Here is a 16,571-nt window from a genome sequence, read left to right as displayed (position 1 = left end):
ACCGCACATTGGCGTGCGTCGGGTCAGAGCCAGCCGGCCTTACGGAAACGCAAGTAAAGGATGACGTCGACGGTCAGCATGATCGCAAGGCACAGCGGATAGCCGTAGCGGAAATGCAGTTCGGGGATGTTTTGGAAGTTCATGCCGTAGATACCGGCGATCATGGTCGGCACGGCGAACAGCGCGGCGAACGAACCGAGCCGTTTGGTCACTTCGTTCTCCGCCAGCGAGATCATGCCGAGGTTCACCTGCACCGCGGTCACGACCATTTCCCGCCGTCCGTCGATGATGCGCACGATCCGGTCAAGGTGATCGTAAACATCGCGAAAGTAAGCTTGCATGCCTTCGCACACGCTCGGAATGCGACCGCCCGTCAGCTTGCTGATCGCCTCCTGCAACGGCGCGATGTGATGCTGAAGAATTACGAGGCGCCGCTTCAACGAATACAGATCCTGGATGATCGCGCGCGAGCCCGCCGAGTCGTTACGCTCGAAGATGCGGTCTTCAATCGCTTCGATTTCGGTGTTCATCGCCTCGACGATCGGAAAATAGCGGTCGACAATGTCGTCGGCGAGCGCATACAGCACGAACGCCGCGCCCGCCTTGAGCAACTGCGGCTCGCGCTCGCAGCGCGCGCGCACATTCTGAAAGCCCGCGCGGGTGCCGCGTCGCACCGACAGCACGTAGTTAGCTCCGACGAATACGTCTACTTCGCCGATCAGCAGTTCGCAATCCTCGTCCATCTCCAAGGTATGCATCACGGCGAACAGTGACTCGCCGTACTCTTCGATCTTCGGACGCTGATGACCGTTCTGCGCGTCTTCGATCGCGAGGTCGTGCAAGCCGAATTCGTGCTTCATAACCGCGAGTTCGCCGGGGCCCGGGTCTTTTAGCGCGACCCAGACGAAGCATTCGGGGCGGGCCACATAGTCGCTGATGCTATCGATGTCGATGTCTGCCAGTTTCCGGCCGTCCTGATAGGCGGCACAATTGATCAGCATTTTGATTACCCTGAAAGCGAACAGAACGGCGTTGCAGCGCGTTGCGTATGCGTAGCCCGATCTGCATGAATGGAGTGCGATAGCCGTCATGTTAAGGGCTGTCGGCGGCTCTCATGTATCGAATTGTTAAGCGCCGCAAATACCGTGCATGGGCGCTCGCATCCGACCTTGCGTGCCGCCGCGTTCTTCTTCATGATCGTCGCAAACAGCGAAACCAAGGAGACCGCAATGTGCTACATCACCTGGATTGCCGGCATGGATCCGGCGTTGGGCGTTGGCGTCGCCAATGCAATCTTGCTGCAAGCTAATAGCAAGTTTGCGCGCGAGTCGCAACGCACGGCAATCGAAGCGCAGGGTCAATTTTCGTGAGCCGTCTGATCTTTATTTGCGGTCACGCAGGCACGGGCAAGACCACGCTCGCAAAGAAACTGATCGGCCCACTGATGAAAGCGACGGGTTCGCCGTTCTGTCTGCTGGACAAGGACACGTTGTACGGCAGCTATAGCGCAGCCGCAATGCACATGCTGACCGGCAACGCGAACGATCGGGACAGCCCGCTTTTCCTCGAGCATCTGCGTGAGCCGGAGTATCGGGGTCTCGTCGAAACCGCGCGCGACAATCTGGAACTCGGCGTGAGCGCGCTGGTAGTCGCGCCGCTTTCGCGGGAAGTCCGCGAGCGGCGGCTTTTCGATCGCGCCTGGCTCGGTATCGGCGAAGACGTCACTGTGCGGGTCGTGTGGGTGCAGGTGCCGGAGGAGACGGCGCATCAGCGGATCATGGCACGCGCCAATCCGAACGACGCTTATAAGCTCGCGCATTGGGACGAGTACCGGCAGCGGCGCTTCGTGCCGTCCGGCGACATGTGCCGCGATCTGCTGATGTTCGACAACACCGCGCCGAGCGCTGCGGATCATGACGCCCTGCTCGTGCGCATTCTCGGCGAACCGCATGTGGCGTCGGCAACGGTGCCTCCGCTGCCTGTCTGATGGCCGTGCCGCGGCGCAACGTCAAGCAAGCGCAGCGTGGCGAAGCAAACGAAAAAACGCCCCGCATGCGGGGCGTTCGTTTCTGTCGACAGACGCAGCTTGTTAAACGGTCGCCGCGCTTTGCAGCGATTCCAACGCCTGACCTTCATACAACTGGCCGAAGCGGTTGCCAAGGAACTCGCGCAGCGAGACCTGCTCCTGACGCACGAAACCGCGTTGCGGCAGCTTCTTTTCGCGGAACAGATCCAGCACTGCGCACATTGCGCCCGCCGTGGTGATTTGAATCGCGCTCATCGGCACGCCGCAAATCGTCTTTGCGAAGATCTTGCGCGTGAACACTTCCTGCACGAGCTGGCCGTCGCGCATGCCGCTCACCGTGATGAACACGAGCACCACATCCTGTGCGGTCGACGGCACCGAGCGGCGCATGATCGTTTTCAGCGTGTCGCGGTCGCTCGAAAGACGCAGGTCCTCGAGCAGAAATTGCATCAGATTGCGGTGGCCCGGATAGCGTACCGACTTGTAATCGAGCGACTCGACGCGGCCCGACAGCGTCTCGCACAACGTGCCGAGACCGCCCGACGTGTTGAACGCTTCATACTCGGTGCCGTCGAGCGAAAAATGTTCGAGACCTTCGAGCGGCTGCACCCACTGCGTGCGGCTGTCGCGGATCGCTTCGCACGGCTGGCAGTATTCGTTGATGAGGCCGTCCACGCTCCACGTGAGGTTGTACTTCAGCGCATTGGTCGGAAACTGCGGCAGCGCGCCGACGCGCATCTTGACATCGCGAATTTCGGTGAAGCGGTTCGCCAGTTCGTGCGCGGCGATGCCGATGAAGCCCGGCGCGAGACCGCACTGCGGCATGAACGCGTGATCGGCGTCGTCGGCGATTGCGCGGATTGCGTGAGTGGCGCGCACGTCTTCGGTCAGGTCGAAGTAATGGACGCCCGCGCCCTTCGCGGCAGCGGCCACGTTCACCGCGAGGTAATACGGCAGCGCGTTGATGAGCGCGTCGAAGCCGTGAACCGCGGCACGCAGCGCGGCTGCATCGGCGGAATCCACGCGGCGGGTTGAAATTCCCTGCGCGGCTAGTTTGTCGAGCGCATGCTGATCGCGGTCGAACGCGACGACGTCATAGTCGCCGGTTTCGCGCAGCATATGGGCGATGGTGTGACCGATCAAACCTGCACCAACGATGGCAACTTTCATATTCTTCTCCATTGTCGATCAGAGTTAGTGCTTTAGCTGTCGACTGGAGTTCGCGCTTTAGCGCGTTACTCCAGTCCCATGCAAAGCGCTTACTCTGATCCCATGCACAGCGGTCGATCAGAGTTAGTGCTTCAGCACTTACTCTGATCCCACGCACAGCTGTCGATCAGAGTTGGCGCTTTAGCTGTCGACTGGAGTTCGCGCTTTAGCGCGTTACTCCAGTCCCATGCAAAGCACTTACTCTGATCCCATGCACAGCGGTCGACCCGAGCCAGCGCTTCCGCGCCTGTCCGGCCTTTTCTGTGCGCTGTCTCCAGTTTCAGAATGCACCGCCCATGAAGGCGCGGCGCGCGGCGGGCTGAACCCTTGAGCGACAGTTTAGGGAGAAGCAAAAACAGTTCATACACGCAAAATGCTGCGCAATGACTACCAAGTTCGACGTTTTGACGAACCACGCCGACGAAACGTCGAAAACGCATCAAAACGGCGTAAAAACACGGAGCACTTCACACCGTCCCGCGGTCGATCTTGCGCGCGAGAATGATCGAGGTCGTAGTCCGCTCCACGCCTTCCAGCCCGCCGATCTGATCGAGCAGATCGTTCAGACGATCCGGCGAATCCGCGCGCAGCCAGGCCACGTAATCGAACTCGCCGCTCACCGCGCATAACAGTTGCACCTCGGGCATCTTGCCGAGGCGCTTCTGCACGGCCGGCCCATGCTTTGGCGCAATGATGATGCCCACGTACGCGTAGATGCTCGAATCGAGCACGTCCTGGCCGAGCCGCACGCTGTAGCCCGCAATTACGTTGCTGCGCTCGAGCCGCGCGATTCTCGCGATCACGGTGGTGCGCGCCACATCGAGTTGGCGTGCGAGATTGGCGACGCTCTCGCGCGCGTTCGCCTGGAGCAGCGCTACCAGGTTGCGGTCGAGATCGTCGAGTTGGTCGAGGCGCGGAGGTCTCATCGAGGGAGAAGAAAGTGGTCGCAGTGCTGCGGATTATCGCGCGTCTTCAGTGTCTGGCGGCAAGCATCACGCGCCGAAACGCTCGATCACGAAGTCGATGAAACTGGTGAGCTTCGGCGTGGCCCGCCGGTCGCGCGGATAGACGAGATGCACCGGCGCGCCTTCAGGCAAATGCTCTTCCAGCACCGACACCAGTTCTCCGCTGGCAATCTCGCGTGCGAGCAGCGCCTCAGGCTGCAACACGAGACCGAAGCCGCGCAACGCGGCCACCTTCAGCGCCTGACCGTTGTTCGCGCGAAAGCGCCCTGCGCGCAGCGAGTTTTCGGCGGCGCTTTCACCGCCCAGGCGCCACGCGCCCTCGCGGCCCCAATGGAGAAAACCGAGGCATTCGTGATGCGCGAGATCGGCCGGTGTACGTGGAATGCCCGCTCGCGCGAGATACGCGGGCGACGCACAAGCCCGCATGCGATAGGGTTTTAGCGGCCGTGCAACGAAGCTCGAATCCTGCAGCTGGCCGATGCGCACGGCGGCGTCGAAGCCCTCTTCCACCAGGTCGGTCATGCGGTTCGACAGGTCGAGTTCGAGCGTGACCTCGGGCCACTCGCTCAGATAGTCGGTCATCGCGGGAGAAAATATCTCGACGCCATAGGTGAGCGGTACTGTCACCTTGAGCACGCCGCGCGGAGCGGCGGCCATGGACTCCGCGAGCGACTCTGCGTCCTTCACGTCGGCGAGAATGCGCCTGCATTGCTCGTAGTATTGCCGCCCGATCTCCGTGAGGCTTTGACGGCGCGTCGTACGCGTGAGCAAGCGCGTGCCGAGCCGGGCTTCGAGCGAGCGGATGTGTTTGCCGACCATCGCCGACGAAATCTCGAAGCGCTCTGCCGCCGCTGTCAGGCTGCCCGCCTCGACCACGGCCACGAAAATCTCCATGCTGACGAATTTGTCCACCCGCTATTTCCTGTTCGTTTCGGTTGTAAGCGTTTGTCGCATAAGAGCCGCATTGTAGGGATAACGTGTTACTAATAGCGCCCACGGCCAGGTTGAGCGATCCGCACGTAGTGCTGTCGCGCGCAATGTGGCGCATTGCCGGGACCGCTCGCCACACGCCTCGTCCCACTTCCAATTCGAATAGACATCAGGAGTTTCGATGAAAAAAGCACTGGTCATGCTGGCCTCCGCAGTCGCAATGAGCGGCGCATTCGCACAAGCTTCCGCACCGGTTGCGGCGTCTTCGGGCGCGGCGGCTTCCGCAGCCGTCGCGAAAGGCGGTCATGAGCGCAATGTCGAAGACCGCATCGCCTATCTACATTCGCAACTGAAAATCACGCCGGAGCAGGAAACGCAGTGGAAGGCGTTTGCCGACGTCATGCGCGGCAACGGCGAGACGATGGGCGAACTGTTCAAGCAGCGCCGCGCCGCCACGAGCGTGTCAGCTCTCGACGACATGAAGCAGTACGCCACCATCGCACAGGCGCACGCAGACGGCATGAAAAAGCTGGTGGACGCATTCGATCCGCTTTACAACAGCTTCTCGCCCGAACAGAAGAAGCTCGCCGATGTAACGTTCCGTCAACATGGCGCAGACGGCCGGCCGCGTCATCATGGCAAGGGTAAGAGCGACAAGTCGGCGCCAGCCGCGGCGAGCGACGCCACGGTCAAGCCGTAACTGAGCAGCCACGCGACTCATCTGGGACACGCCTGGCGCAACTTCAGCACAGGGCGCGTTGCGGTTCTTGCCGCACCGTGCCCGACGTGCTAAAAAGGCCGGCAACCGGATGCGTCTGGCATGATGCAGGTCCGCGATAGCCGACGTGAAGTCGCGACGTCGCCGTCAACAACCCTTTGCCTGCATCATGACCGATCTGAAAAACCTCGACCTGCGTGATGACCCCGCTGCCCGGCGTGTCGTCAAAGACGAAACGGTCAATGTCGAATTCGCCGCGACGCACGGCGAACTGATGAGCCTGGAAGGCCCCAATCGCTACTTGCCTGGCGACGCCTTGATCACCGGATCGACCGGCGACCGCTGGGTCGTTTCGCGCGAGCGCTTCGACGCCAAATACGTTCCGGCCGACGCAGCGCATACGCATGGCGAGGCCGGCGCATATCGCAACCGCCCCGCTGTCGTGCTCGCAAAACAGATGAACGATGCGTTCTCGCTAGCCCGTTCGGCGACCGGCGGCGACGTGCTGCGCGGCGCGGCCGGCGACTGGATCATGCAGTACGCGCCGGGCGATTACGGCGTCGTGCAGGCCGCGCGCTTCGCGAAGGTCTACCGTTTCGCAGACTGAAACCGTCACGCGAACTCGTCGCCGAGATCCACCGTGACTTCGCGCGGCACCGCTTCGCCGTTCGCATACTGCTCCTCTAGCGAGCCGATGCTCGCCTCCACATACGCGCGCAACACCGCGAAGCTGCGGCCCCGCAAGCGCGCGGGCAACGCGCGATAACGCGCGAGCGCCGCCGGCGCGATTTCCACCGTCATCACGATGCGCCGTGCGGCCGCGCCGAAGCGCATCGCCACCCAGTGAATCGCAAGCGTCGGCGTACCGTCTTCGGCCGGCCGCTGGATAAACTGTGTCTGCTCTGGAAAGAGATCGCTGATAACGCGCGCCAGTTCCTCGAACTCGGGATTCGCGCAGTCGTATTGGTAAGCTTCCATGGATGTGCCGAAAGAGAGTGATCAGCCGTAGCAGGCGGCCGATTGTAAAGCAGCGACCGCGAGCGCCGGCTGTGAGCACAGGCTATGAAGCACGGCACCGCTAGCGAGGCAGTTCCGTCATGCGCTCGGCGCCCGGCCGCCTGAACGTCCGGAATAGCAAGCCTGCTACGACGAGCGCTCCCAATGCATAGACGGCATCCACCGCGGCGAGCGGCACGAGTTGCGCCTGGAACAGTGCGGCGGGCACGTCCACGAGCGCATGCAATACGATCGCGAGCGGCAGGATCCCGCGCCAGCCGGCCCGCAGGCCACGCCACATCAGCACCGACAAGCCGATCTGAAAAATCAGCGCAGCGACGCGTTCGAGCGCAAAAATACCGGCTGTTTGCGGCGTCAGGCTGGCGAGTATCAGATGGATGCGCATCAACGATTCGGTCGGCAGGTTGCTCAGATAACCGTCGAGCTCGCCGCGATTTTCCAGCACCGCAAACAGAATCCATTGAATCTGCACCAGCACGCCGACAAGCCACGCTTCCGCGCCGCCATGACCGAGGCCGTAGGTGAGCGCGGTGCCGTCATCGGTGCGCGTGGCCTGCGGCGTTGAACCCACCGCGGACGCACTGGCCGTCGCACTGGCCGTCGCACTGGCCGTCGCACTCGCCGCCGCACTCGCCGCCGCACTAGCCGCCGCACGTTTCATCAGCAGGCGCATGCCGATGAAGCGCCCCACTTCCTCGCAAATGCCTGCCGCGAGCGCGCCGTACACGACGAACGCGAGCGGATTCGACAGGAACGTGGCCGTCGCCTCGTTCCGATGCAGCATGTAGTCGTTCAACGCGCGTTCGATCACCATAGCGAACAATGCGAACACGGCGATGCCGGCGATCGCGTCGCGCGGCTTTAGCGCGAGCGGCCGGCGCAGGCGGCGGTAAAGGACAAAGGGCAAAGCGGCGACCAGCAGCGTCGCGAGGACGAGGCTCGACAGGGTAAGCGGTGCAACAACCATGAGTTTCCTTGCGATGACAGGCGCGCAACCGCTGCGCGCCGCAGCCCGAATCATCGCAGATCGGCGGAAAGTCGGCCTGGAAGCTCGCGCTGACGTCGGCTCAGGCGTGGTCCGTCACGTCAGCCCGACGTGGACGCGCGGACGATCAGTTCGCCCGGCAACAGGCAGTCGCGCGCGCCGGTCTCGACGCCTTCGATGCGCTCATGCAGAAACTCGACCGCCCGGTAGCCAATGTCGTAAGTCGGCTGGCGGATGGTCGTGACGCCCGTCAATTCGGCCCAGTCCGGGTCGTCGATGGAAAGCAACGCGACGCGTGCCTGCCAGCCCGCGCCGTAACGCGCCTTCAGATGCAACGCAAGCCGCAACGCGACGGGCGCATTCGCCGCGAATACTGCAACGCGCGCGGCATGGCCGACCGCGCCTGCGTGCTCGCTCGCCGCGTCGATTGCGCGGTCCAGCGCCGCGAGGCTTTGATCTGCCTGCTGTGTGTCCGCGAGATCGAGCACGAGCGTATGGCCGCGCGCGGCGTGCGGGCCCGTCGCGTCATGAGCGGCCATGGCCTCGCGGAACGCCGCCTCGCGCAGCCGCCGCGAGCTGACCTGCTCGAACGGCTGCACGACGAACCAGATGTCGCGAAACCCACCGTCGAGCAGATGACGTGTGCCGAGTTCCGCCGCCGCCCGATTGTCGAGCCCGACGATATCGGCGACGAGTCCTTCGACGGAGCGGTCCACCAGCACCGCCGGAATTCCGCCGCCGCCCACGGGACGCAGCGTTTCCTCGCGCACGCCGAGCGCATTCACGATCACGCCTTCGACGCGGTACGTGGTAAGCAATTGCAGATAGCGCCGCTCCATTTCCACTTCGTTGGCCGCGTGGCAGATGAGCGGCATCAGGCCGAGCGCGTGGCACGCGGCTTCGACGCCTTGCAGCACCTCGACGGTATAGGGATTCGTGAGGTCGGCGAGCAGCATGCCGATCAGCCGGTTGCGGCCACGCTTCAGCCCGCGCGCCATCTGGTTGGGCTGATAGTCGAGCCGTTCGATAGCGGCCTCGATACGCGCGCGCAACTCCGGCGACAGCACACTCATCTCGCCGTTCAGATAACGCGAGATGCTGGTTTTGCCGGTGCCCGCTTCGCGCGCGACATCGGTGATCGTTGCGCGGCGCGGTGCGGCCTGGCGGGTCGGCGCAGTGCTCATTGGAGCCACGCAGTGCAGCACGAGACGCATGCGCCGGCAGGCAATCGCTTGTTCACGGCGCTCTTCACTTTTGCAGCACTTCGCGATTGACAATGTTGGTCGCGAGCGTGCCGTTCAGCGCGGCAACGAGATTTTCTGCAGCGTTGCGCGCCATCGCATGCCGCGTCTCATGCGTCGCCGAACCGATATGCGGCAACGCCACCACGTTCGCCAGCTTGAGGAGCGGCGAATCGGCCGGCAGCGGCTCGGTCTCGAACACATCGAGACCCGCGCCGTGAATCGTGCCGTTTTGCAGCGCCTCGATCAGCGCCTTTTCGTCGACGGTCGCACCGCGCGACGCATTGATAAGAATCGCGCTCTTCTTCATCGAGCTAAGTTCCTTCGCGCCGATCATGTGCCGCGTTTGCGGCGTGAGCGGCACCTGCAGACAGACGAAGTCGGCGTTGGCGAGCAGTTCCGGCAACTCGACGCGCCGCGCGCCGTAAGCCTCTTCCGCCTCGCGGTTCGCACTGCGGTTCGTGTAGAGCACCTTCATGTTGAAGCCGAGCGCCGCGCGCCGCGCGACCGCGCCGCCAATGCGTCCGAGTCCCACGATGCCGAGCGTCTTGCCCTGCACGTCCACGCCGAATTGCGCAGGCCCAATGCTCTGCTGCCAATGCCCCGCCTTGACCCATGCGGCAAGTTCGACCACGCGGCGCGCTGACGCGAGAATCAGCGAAAAGACCGTGTCGGCGGTCGATTCCGTCAACACGTCCGGCGTATGCGCGAGCACGATGCCGCGCCGCGTGAGATCGGCGACGTCGAACTGATCGAAGCCGACGGAGATCGTCGACAGCGCCTCTAACCGCGTCGCGCCTTCCAGCATCGCCGGCGTGATCTTCACGCTCGCGCCGATGCCGCCGTCCGCGTCGCGCAAAGCGGCGACGAACGCGTCATGCTGGGCGGGATCCACCTGCACGACTTCCACGTGCTGTTGCAGGTACGCGAGCACATCTTCAGGCAGTGACTTCCAGGCGACGATCTTCTTCATCGGCTTATTTTCCTTGCAACGGTGTGGCGAGCTTGTGCGGCGTTTCAACGGTCTGCTGTTGCGGCTTGACGATCAGCGTGAGGATCACTGCGGCGATCAGCGCCACGCTCATGAATGCGTACGATGCCGCGGGCGACCCTGTCGCGCCGTTCAGATAGCCGACCACATACGAGCCGACGAACGAACCGAGCGCGCCCATGCTGTTGATCAACGCCATCGCACCGCCCGCGACGTTCTTCGGCAGCAGCTCCGGCACGATCGCGAAGAACGGACCGTATGGCGCGTACATCGCGGCGCCTGCAATCACGAGCGACGCATACGAAAGCCAGAAATGCGTGGAGCCGAGCGCATACGACGCCGCGAACGCGATCGCGCCGATCAGCAGGAACGGCCAGACGAACACTTTACGGCGGTTGAGTTTATCCGATGCCCACGACGCCGCAAGCATCGCGATGGTCGCGGCGAGATACGGCAGCGCCGACAGCCAGCCGGTTTCGACCATGCCGAGCGTGGAGCCGTTCTTCAGGATCGACGGCAGCCACAGCACGAAACCATAGACGCCGATGCTCCAGCAGAAGTACTGCGCGCACAACTTGATTACAGCCGACGAGCGGAACGCTTCGCTGTAATTGCGCACCGGCTTGATCGCGGCCTGCTCGGCGCGCAGTGTTTGCGCAAGGTCGTCCTTCTGCTGCTGCGTGAGCCATGACACCTGCTGCGGCTTGTCCTGCACGATGAACCACCAGCACACCGCCCACAGGATCGCGGGAATGCCTTCGGCGATGAACATATTGCGCCAGCCGAACGAATGCACGAGATAGCCGGATACCACCGACATCCACAGCACCGTAACCGGATTGCCGAGAATCAGAAACGTGTTGGCGCGCGAGCGCTCGCTCTTCGTGAACCAGTTGCTGATGAAGATCAGCATGGCCGGCATCACCGCGGCTTCGACCACGCCGAGCACGAAGCGGATCACCACGAGCGACGGAATATTGCTGACCATGCCGGTCAGCGCCGCGCAACCGCCCCACAGCACGAGGCTCCAGAACACGAGCTTCTTGACGCTGCGGCGCTCGGCGTAGATCGCGCCCGGAATCTGAAAGAAGAAATAGCCGAGGAAGAACAGCGCGCCGATCAGCGAAGAAAGTCCCTTGCTGATGCCGAGGTCCTGGTTGATGCCGGCCGCTGCCGCGAAACCGTAGTTTGCGCGATCGAGGTAAGCAAGGCTGTAGGTGATGAATACGATCGGCATGATCGTCCACCAACGGCGAATGGCGAGAGATGAAGTCATGGGTGTCTCCTTAACGGCTTCCCGAAACAATGATGAGCTGAGCTTGTGCGGCGCTTGCCAAGCGCTCTTGCTGTTATCGATGCAGCCCGGCATGCGGCTCCGTTCAGAACCGATATGCTGCTGGGCTACGTAATGCTTTTTTCGGCGGTGCTTGCCAATGCATGTGCCTCAAGCTGCGCGTGTCAGGCTCGCGTTCGACAGGTCGGCGCGTTCAAGCGCATCGAGTTCGGCGCGAACCGGCAGCCCTTCTGAATCGCCGATCACCTGAATCGCCAGCGCGCCGATGCGGTTGCCGCGCGCGACGGCCTGCGGCAACGTCCTGCCTTCGAGCAGCGCGCTGATCACGCCGACCGCGAAGCCGTCGCCCGCGCCGACCGTATCGACGACCTTCGCGACCGGCTGGCCGGCAATCACGCCGGCATCATCGGCGGTGCGAAAGTACGCGCCCTCGGCGCCGAGCTTGACGATCACGCCACGCGCGCCCTGCTCCAGATAAAACTTCGCGATCTCGTCGGGCTTCGTATAGCCGGTCAGAATCTCACCCTCGCCGATGCCGGGCAGTACCCAGTCGGCGAGCGCGGCGAGCGCGTTCAGACCTTCGACCATCGCAGCACGCGACGGCCACAGCGTCGGGCGCAAGTTCGGATCGAACGAGATGGTTTTGCCGGCCGCGCGCATTTCACGTGCCAGATGAAAAGCGAGTTCACGCGAACTCGCCGAGATCGCGGGCGCGACTCCCGTCAGATGAAGATGACGCGCGGACAACACATAGTCGGCCACATAGTCGGCGACCGACAGATGGCTCGCCGCCGAGCCTCGGCGAAAGTATTCGACAGCGGGATCGCTGCCGTCATCGTTCTTCGACTTCAACTGGAAACCGGTCGGGTAGCGCTCGTCGGTGCTTACGCAGCGCTGGTCGATGCCTTCTTTCGTCAGCGTGTTGCGCACATACTGGCCGAACGAATCGTTGCCCACGCGGCTCATCCAGCCGACCTTGAAACCGAGCCGTGCAAGACCGATCGCTACATTCAGGTCGGCGCCCGCAATGCGCTTCGTGAAATGGCCGACGCTCGCCAGCGGGCCAGTCTCGGTCGCCACGAACATGGCCATTGCTTCGCCGTAGGTGATGATGTCCAGTGCTGCGCTTGTGTTGCTCATGCTTCGCTCCTGCGTGTACGTCGGGCTTGTCGCTGGTGCCGGTTTCTTTCCGCGCTCGTTGCTGCTTCTCTCAGGTTCTACTCGCCGCTCACGCGGCAGCCAGCCACGCGACGCGGCGCGCCGCGTCTTCGTCGATACAGGCGGCGTCGAATGGAAACTCGATGCCGCGCGGTACGTCGCGCGGCAGTCGGTGCAGCACGTCGGCAAAGCGGGCGTCGTCGACGGCGGGCGCCGCCGCAAACCGCCGTGCACCCTCGCCCGCCGCAACCTTGCAGTGCACATACTCGACGTAAGGCGCCAGCGCCGCGGCTGCGCTCAGGGACGACACGCCGCACCACGCCCAGTTGCCGACGTCGAAAGTCATGCCGAGGACATCTGCGCGGCCTTCACGCTGGAGTGCCTCGAACAAGCCCACGAATTGCGACAACGAGCCACCCTGCGCCAGTTGCCCGTTTTCGACGACGAGCCGCACGTCCGCGCCTTGCAACTGCGCGGCGATTGCATCGCCGTGCGCCTCGCTAGCAAAACCGCCGAGTTGCAGTTTCACGAGGCGCGCGCCGAGCGCGAGCGCTTCGTCCAGCGCAAGGCGCAACGCGGCGCCGTCGAGCCGGCCGCCTTCCACGTACAGCGACGCCGGCGTCGAATATACGGACCACAAACCCAATTCCGCGATCTGCTTGCCCAGTTCCCGCAGGCGCGACAGCGAGGCGTCGGCCTCGTAACCGAACAACTCCCGGCGCACCTCAAAACCGGCCGCGCCGGCGCGCTTGCTCGCCTCCGCCCACTTGCGATGACCCGCCGTGCGCACTGCGTCGACGCCAAAGGCGCTCGCGACAATCGTTACGTCTACCGCATCTGTCATCTGTGGATACCGTCATTTGCCCTGCTTCTGCGTCTTGGAACCGGTTCCAAAAGCAGGTTTCAAAAAAGCGCCGAAGCGCTTGCGATGCCCGAATATTGCGCCGAGGCTCGCACCGCGCACCATAGTGGAAATCCCCAGGCGGCGGTGAGAGCGTGCCCACCCGGTTCGATGACTCAAGCGCCATCTGCCAAGCAAAGCGCAAGAAACTGCTGGACCACGCGTGACGGCGCGCTCGCGTGCGGCACGACGATAGACAGCCGCCGCGTCAACGGCTCGGGGCTGAGCGAAAACACGCGCAATGCGCCGTCTTCGTGCCGCATCGACATCGCCGAGACGAAGCCGATGCCCATACCGGCCCGCACTGCTTCCTTCACGCCTTCAACACCCGCTATTTCCAGCGCCACGCGCATCGGCACGCCCGCGCGGGCGAACGCGCGCTCGACAATCTGGCGCACGCCCGACCCCGCCTCGCGCACGATCAGCGGCTCCGCACCAAGCGCCGCGAGATCGACGCCAGCCCCCGACGCGGACGCTGCAAGCGGATGCGCGCGCGGCATGATCGCGACGATCTCGTCTTCGCGCCACGCGTGGACTGCGGTGTCCGGCGGCAGATCTGCGCCGACCGGACCTTCGATCAGCGCAATATCCACCGATCCCAGCGCGCCGACGATGTCGGTCGTATTGCCGTCGGCTGTATGCAGCGCCACGTCCGGATATCGCCGGTGGAAATCAGCGATCAGATACGGCAGCAGGTAGCTCGCAGGCGTCGTGGTTGCGCCGATCCGCAGCGTGCCCTGCTCCAGACCGCGCAACGCGTCTCTGTACGCATGAGCTTGCCGCCACGTGTCCCGTAGCCGCGCGGCATAGCTCGCCAGTTGCTCGCCGGCCGGGGTCAGGCGCACGCCGCGCCCTTCGCGCTGATAGAGCGGCTCGCCGAACTCATCCTGAAGCTGGCGCAGCTGCCCGGACACCGCGGGCTGCGACAGATGCAAAGCCACTGCCGCGCGGCTGATGTTCAGGTGCTCGGCGACTGCGGCAAACGTTATAAGCTGATCAGGGGTCATCGTACGAAAATATCGGATTGGCTGATACTTGTCATTCTAAATGACGATTTTTCATATCCATATATCTAAATTAGGATTAGACCTATCCGATCCAGTCAGTCCCAGAGGCTGCAACCATGACCACCGCTCGACTCACCGCCGCTACCTCCGAACAGCCGTCAACCCGCGGGCAACTCAACGGCATCCTGTTCGTCGCGCTGTTCGCCGCAGCCGTCACGCGCATTGCCGAAATCCCGGCCGTTGCGGGGCTGGGCCTGAGCCCGCTGATCGTCGGCATCGTCGCGGGAGCAATCTACGGCAACGCGTTGCGCGACGGCATGCCGGCAAGCTGGGCCGCCGGCGTCAATTTCTCGGCGCGCAAGCTGCTGCGTATTGCGGTCGCTTTCTTCGGACTGCGAGTGAGTCTTCAGGAGATCGCCCAGGTCGGCCTGCCCGGTCTTGCGGAATCGGTACTGATCGTCGTCAGCACGCTGCTGATCGGCACCTGGGCCGGCATGAAAATCATGAAGCTGGACCGCGACACGGCGCTCCTTACGGCTGCCGGCAGTGCGATTTGCGGCGCGGCGGCCGTGCTCGCGTTCGAGTCCACGCTGCAGTCCAAGCCGCACAAGAGCGCGATGGCCGTCGGCAGCGTGGTTCTGTTCGGAACGCTTTCCATGTTCCTTTACCCGGTTCTGTTCAAGGCGGGCTGGCTGCACCTCGACACGGTCGGCGCGGGGCTCTTTTTCGGCGGCACGATTCACGAAGTCGCGCAGGTGGTCGGCGCGGCGAGCAACGTGAGCCCGGAAGCCACGCATATCGCCACCATCGTCAAGATGACTCGCGTGATGCTGCTCGTGCCGGTGTTGCTTCTGGTAGGCCTGTGGGTGAACCGCGCTGCGCGCCGCGACGCGTCAGCCGCAGGTACGCAGCAAGGCGCTGCCGTTCACCAGGGCAAGCTTGCGATTCCCTGGTTCGCACTCGGCTTCCTGGCTTTCGTCGTGATCAACTCGCTGCATGTGCTGCCGCAAGCCGCCACCACAACGCTGAATACGTTGGATACCTTCGCGCTGACCATGGCCATGACCGCGCTCGGCATCGAAACGCGGCTCTCGCAGATTCGTCAAGCGGGCCCTCGCGCGCTGACCACCGGCTTCATCCTTTACGTGTGGCTGATCGCGGGCGGACTCGGAATCACATGGACTGTCCAGCATTTCCTCGGCTGAGCCCCTCGTCTCAGATGCCAACCCCGCCGCGCGCGGGGTTTTGTGCGTTATGCGCGAGCATGCGGCGCGCTCGCGCGGCATACTGGCTGCCCGAGCGGCGCACGAGCCGTGCGCGCTGCGTTGAACGAGCGTTCATGCAACCGGAATGAGGACCAATCGATGAGCCTGGAACTTTACTACTGGGACGGCCTGCAAGGCCGTGGCGAATTTGTGCGGCTGGCGCTGGAAGAAGCCGGCGCCGACTATGTCGAAGTAGCGCGCGGCGACGCGTCCGAAGGTCTCGGCACCGGCGCGATGATGGCAGTGATGAAGAGCAAGGACGAACCATACCCGCCGTTTGCGCCGCCGTTCCTGAAAGACGGCGACCTGGTGATCTCGCAGACCGCGAACATCCTGTTCTATCTGGGCCCGCGCCTGAACCTGGCGCCTTCGGTGGAGAGCCTGCGTTATGTGGCAAACGGCTTGCAATTGACGATCGCCGACGTGGTCACGGAAGCGCACGACACGCATCATCCGCTCGCAAGCAACCTTTATTACGAAGATCAGAAAGACGCGGCGAAGGTGCGTGCGCACGACTTTATCGACAACCGGATTCCCAAGTTCATGAAGTACTTCGAGCGCGTGCTGAAGCAGAATCCCGCCGGCGATACATTCATGGTGGGCGACTCGCTGACCTACGTCGATCTGTCCATGTTCCAGTTGATCGACGGGCTGCTGTATGCGTTCCCTCGCGCGTTGAAGCGCTTCGGCGAGCACTACCCGCGGCTCGCCGCATTGCACGCGGCTGTGAAGGAGCGGCCGAACATCGCCGCGTACCTGCAATCGGAGCGCCGGCTCGCACATAACGAGGCGTGCATCTTCCGGCACTATCCCGAACTCGACAAGGCGGCGGCTTGACCCGCGTCGCGATTCCCCGCTCATGCC

The 16,571-nt window shown here is 63.4% G+C and carries 18 protein-coding genes; 6 read left to right on the top strand and 12 right to left on the bottom strand.

Going from position 1 to position 16,571, the window contains the following annotated elements; translation table 11 throughout:
• Positions 1-23: 23 nt before the first annotated feature.
• Complete coding sequence (gene corA / locus ACTJLB_RS05720) at positions 24-1,001, bottom strand: magnesium/cobalt transporter CorA (RefSeq protein ID WP_027777171.1); 978 nt, start codon at positions 999-1,001, stop codon at positions 24-26.
• 228 nt (positions 1,002-1,229) lie between these two features.
• Between corA and ACTJLB_RS05715 the strand changes: the two genes are divergently transcribed.
• Both ACTJLB_RS05715 and ACTJLB_RS05710 read left to right on the top strand, forming a co-directional pair.
• Positions 1,230-1,370, top strand: a complete 141-nt coding sequence (locus tag ACTJLB_RS05715; RefSeq protein WP_204520943.1) for a cytochrome bd-I oxidase subunit CydX — start codon at positions 1,230-1,232, stop codon at positions 1,368-1,370.
• A complete protein-coding gene (locus ACTJLB_RS05710; RefSeq protein WP_408202323.1) occupies positions 1,367-1,987 on the top strand; it encodes an AAA family ATPase in 621 nt (206 codons plus the stop codon). The genes ACTJLB_RS05715 and ACTJLB_RS05710 overlap by 4 nt, the downstream gene beginning before the upstream one ends.
• 102 nt (positions 1,988-2,089) lie before the next feature.
• Here ACTJLB_RS05710 and ACTJLB_RS05705 read toward each other — a convergent pair whose 3' ends face one another.
• From ACTJLB_RS05705 to ACTJLB_RS05695, 3 genes are all read right to left on the bottom strand, one after another.
• Positions 2,090-3,196: a saccharopine dehydrogenase family protein gene (locus ACTJLB_RS05705; protein ID WP_110405111.1), complete on the bottom strand. Its 1,107-nt coding sequence runs from the start codon at positions 3,194-3,196 to the stop codon at positions 2,090-2,092.
• A 506-nt stretch (positions 3,197-3,702) separates the two neighbouring features.
• Positions 3,703-4,161, bottom strand: coding sequence for an Lrp/AsnC family transcriptional regulator (locus tag ACTJLB_RS05700; protein WP_440782718.1), 459 nt, complete (start codon positions 4,159-4,161; stop codon positions 3,703-3,705).
• Between the two features lie 66 nt (positions 4,162-4,227).
• Positions 4,228-5,112 carry a LysR family transcriptional regulator gene (locus tag ACTJLB_RS05695; RefSeq protein WP_110405112.1) on the bottom strand — a complete coding sequence of 295 codons (885 nt, stop codon included), beginning with the start codon at positions 5,110-5,112 and terminating at the stop codon, positions 4,228-4,230.
• 199 nt (positions 5,113-5,311) lie between these two features.
• Between ACTJLB_RS05695 and ACTJLB_RS05690 the strand changes: the two genes are divergently transcribed.
• Together ACTJLB_RS05690 and ACTJLB_RS05685 are read left to right on the top strand one after the other, a co-directional pair.
• Positions 5,312-5,830, top strand: coding sequence for a Spy/CpxP family protein refolding chaperone (locus tag ACTJLB_RS05690; protein ID WP_131318955.1), 519 nt, complete (start codon positions 5,312-5,314; stop codon positions 5,828-5,830).
• A 187-nt stretch (positions 5,831-6,017) separates the two neighbouring features.
• Positions 6,018-6,455, top strand: a complete 438-nt coding sequence (locus ACTJLB_RS05685) for a PGDYG domain-containing protein (RefSeq protein WP_440782717.1) — start codon at positions 6,018-6,020, stop codon at positions 6,453-6,455.
• 5 nt (positions 6,456-6,460) lie between these two features.
• Here ACTJLB_RS05685 and ACTJLB_RS05680 read toward each other — a convergent pair whose 3' ends face one another.
• The 8 genes from ACTJLB_RS05680 to ACTJLB_RS05645 all read right to left on the bottom strand — a co-directional run bounded on the left by ACTJLB_RS05680 (position 6,461) and on the right by ACTJLB_RS05645 (position 14,442).
• Entirely contained in the window at positions 6,461-6,826 is a 366-nt protein-coding gene (locus ACTJLB_RS05680) for a DUF3022 domain-containing protein (RefSeq protein WP_020070234.1), read from the bottom strand.
• A gap of 100 nt (positions 6,827-6,926) precedes the next feature.
• The gene (locus tag ACTJLB_RS05675; RefSeq protein WP_440782716.1) at positions 6,927-7,832 is read right to left on the bottom strand and encodes a YhfC family intramembrane metalloprotease; all 906 of its coding nucleotides are present in this window, start codon (positions 7,830-7,832) and stop codon (positions 6,927-6,929) included.
• Between the two features lie 119 nt (positions 7,833-7,951).
• A complete protein-coding gene (locus ACTJLB_RS05670; protein WP_440782715.1) occupies positions 7,952-9,034 on the bottom strand; it encodes a LacI family DNA-binding transcriptional regulator in 1,083 nt (360 codons plus the stop codon).
• Positions 9,035-9,098: 64 nt separating this feature from the next.
• On the bottom strand, positions 9,099-10,064 hold the full coding sequence (locus ACTJLB_RS05665; RefSeq protein ID WP_440782714.1) for a 2-hydroxyacid dehydrogenase: 966 nt from the start codon (positions 10,062-10,064) through the stop codon (positions 9,099-9,101).
• A 4-nt stretch (positions 10,065-10,068) separates the two neighbouring features.
• Positions 10,069-11,358, bottom strand: a complete 1,290-nt coding sequence (locus ACTJLB_RS05660; protein WP_440782713.1) for an MFS transporter — start codon at positions 11,356-11,358, stop codon at positions 10,069-10,071.
• A gap of 168 nt (positions 11,359-11,526) precedes the next feature.
• Complete coding sequence (locus ACTJLB_RS05655; protein WP_440782712.1) at positions 11,527-12,516, bottom strand: sugar kinase; 990 nt, start codon at positions 12,514-12,516, stop codon at positions 11,527-11,529.
• An 88-nt stretch (positions 12,517-12,604) separates the two neighbouring features.
• Positions 12,605-13,378, bottom strand: coding sequence for a sugar phosphate isomerase/epimerase family protein (locus ACTJLB_RS05650; RefSeq protein ID WP_440782711.1), 774 nt, complete (start codon positions 13,376-13,378; stop codon positions 12,605-12,607).
• Between the two features lie 173 nt (positions 13,379-13,551).
• Positions 13,552-14,442: a LysR family transcriptional regulator gene (locus ACTJLB_RS05645; protein WP_087752551.1), complete on the bottom strand. Its 891-nt coding sequence runs from the start codon at positions 14,440-14,442 to the stop codon at positions 13,552-13,554.
• Between the two features lie 116 nt (positions 14,443-14,558).
• Here ACTJLB_RS05645 and ACTJLB_RS05640 point away from each other — a divergent pair, with 116 nt between their 5' ends.
• Entirely contained in the window at positions 14,559-15,647 is a 1,089-nt protein-coding gene (locus ACTJLB_RS05640; protein ID WP_440782710.1) for a YeiH family protein, read from the top strand.
• 159 nt (positions 15,648-15,806) lie between these two features.
• Positions 15,807-16,544, top strand: a complete 738-nt coding sequence (locus tag ACTJLB_RS05635) for a glutathione S-transferase (protein ID WP_131318962.1) — start codon at positions 15,807-15,809, stop codon at positions 16,542-16,544.
• Positions 16,545-16,571: the final 27 nt, after the last annotated feature.

Source organism: Paraburkholderia sp. 22098, assembly GCF_052045935.1.
Taxonomy (GTDB): Bacteria; Pseudomonadota; Gammaproteobacteria; order Burkholderiales; family Burkholderiaceae; genus Paraburkholderia; species Paraburkholderia caledonica.
This window is presented reverse-complemented; position numbering and strand designations above follow the sequence as displayed.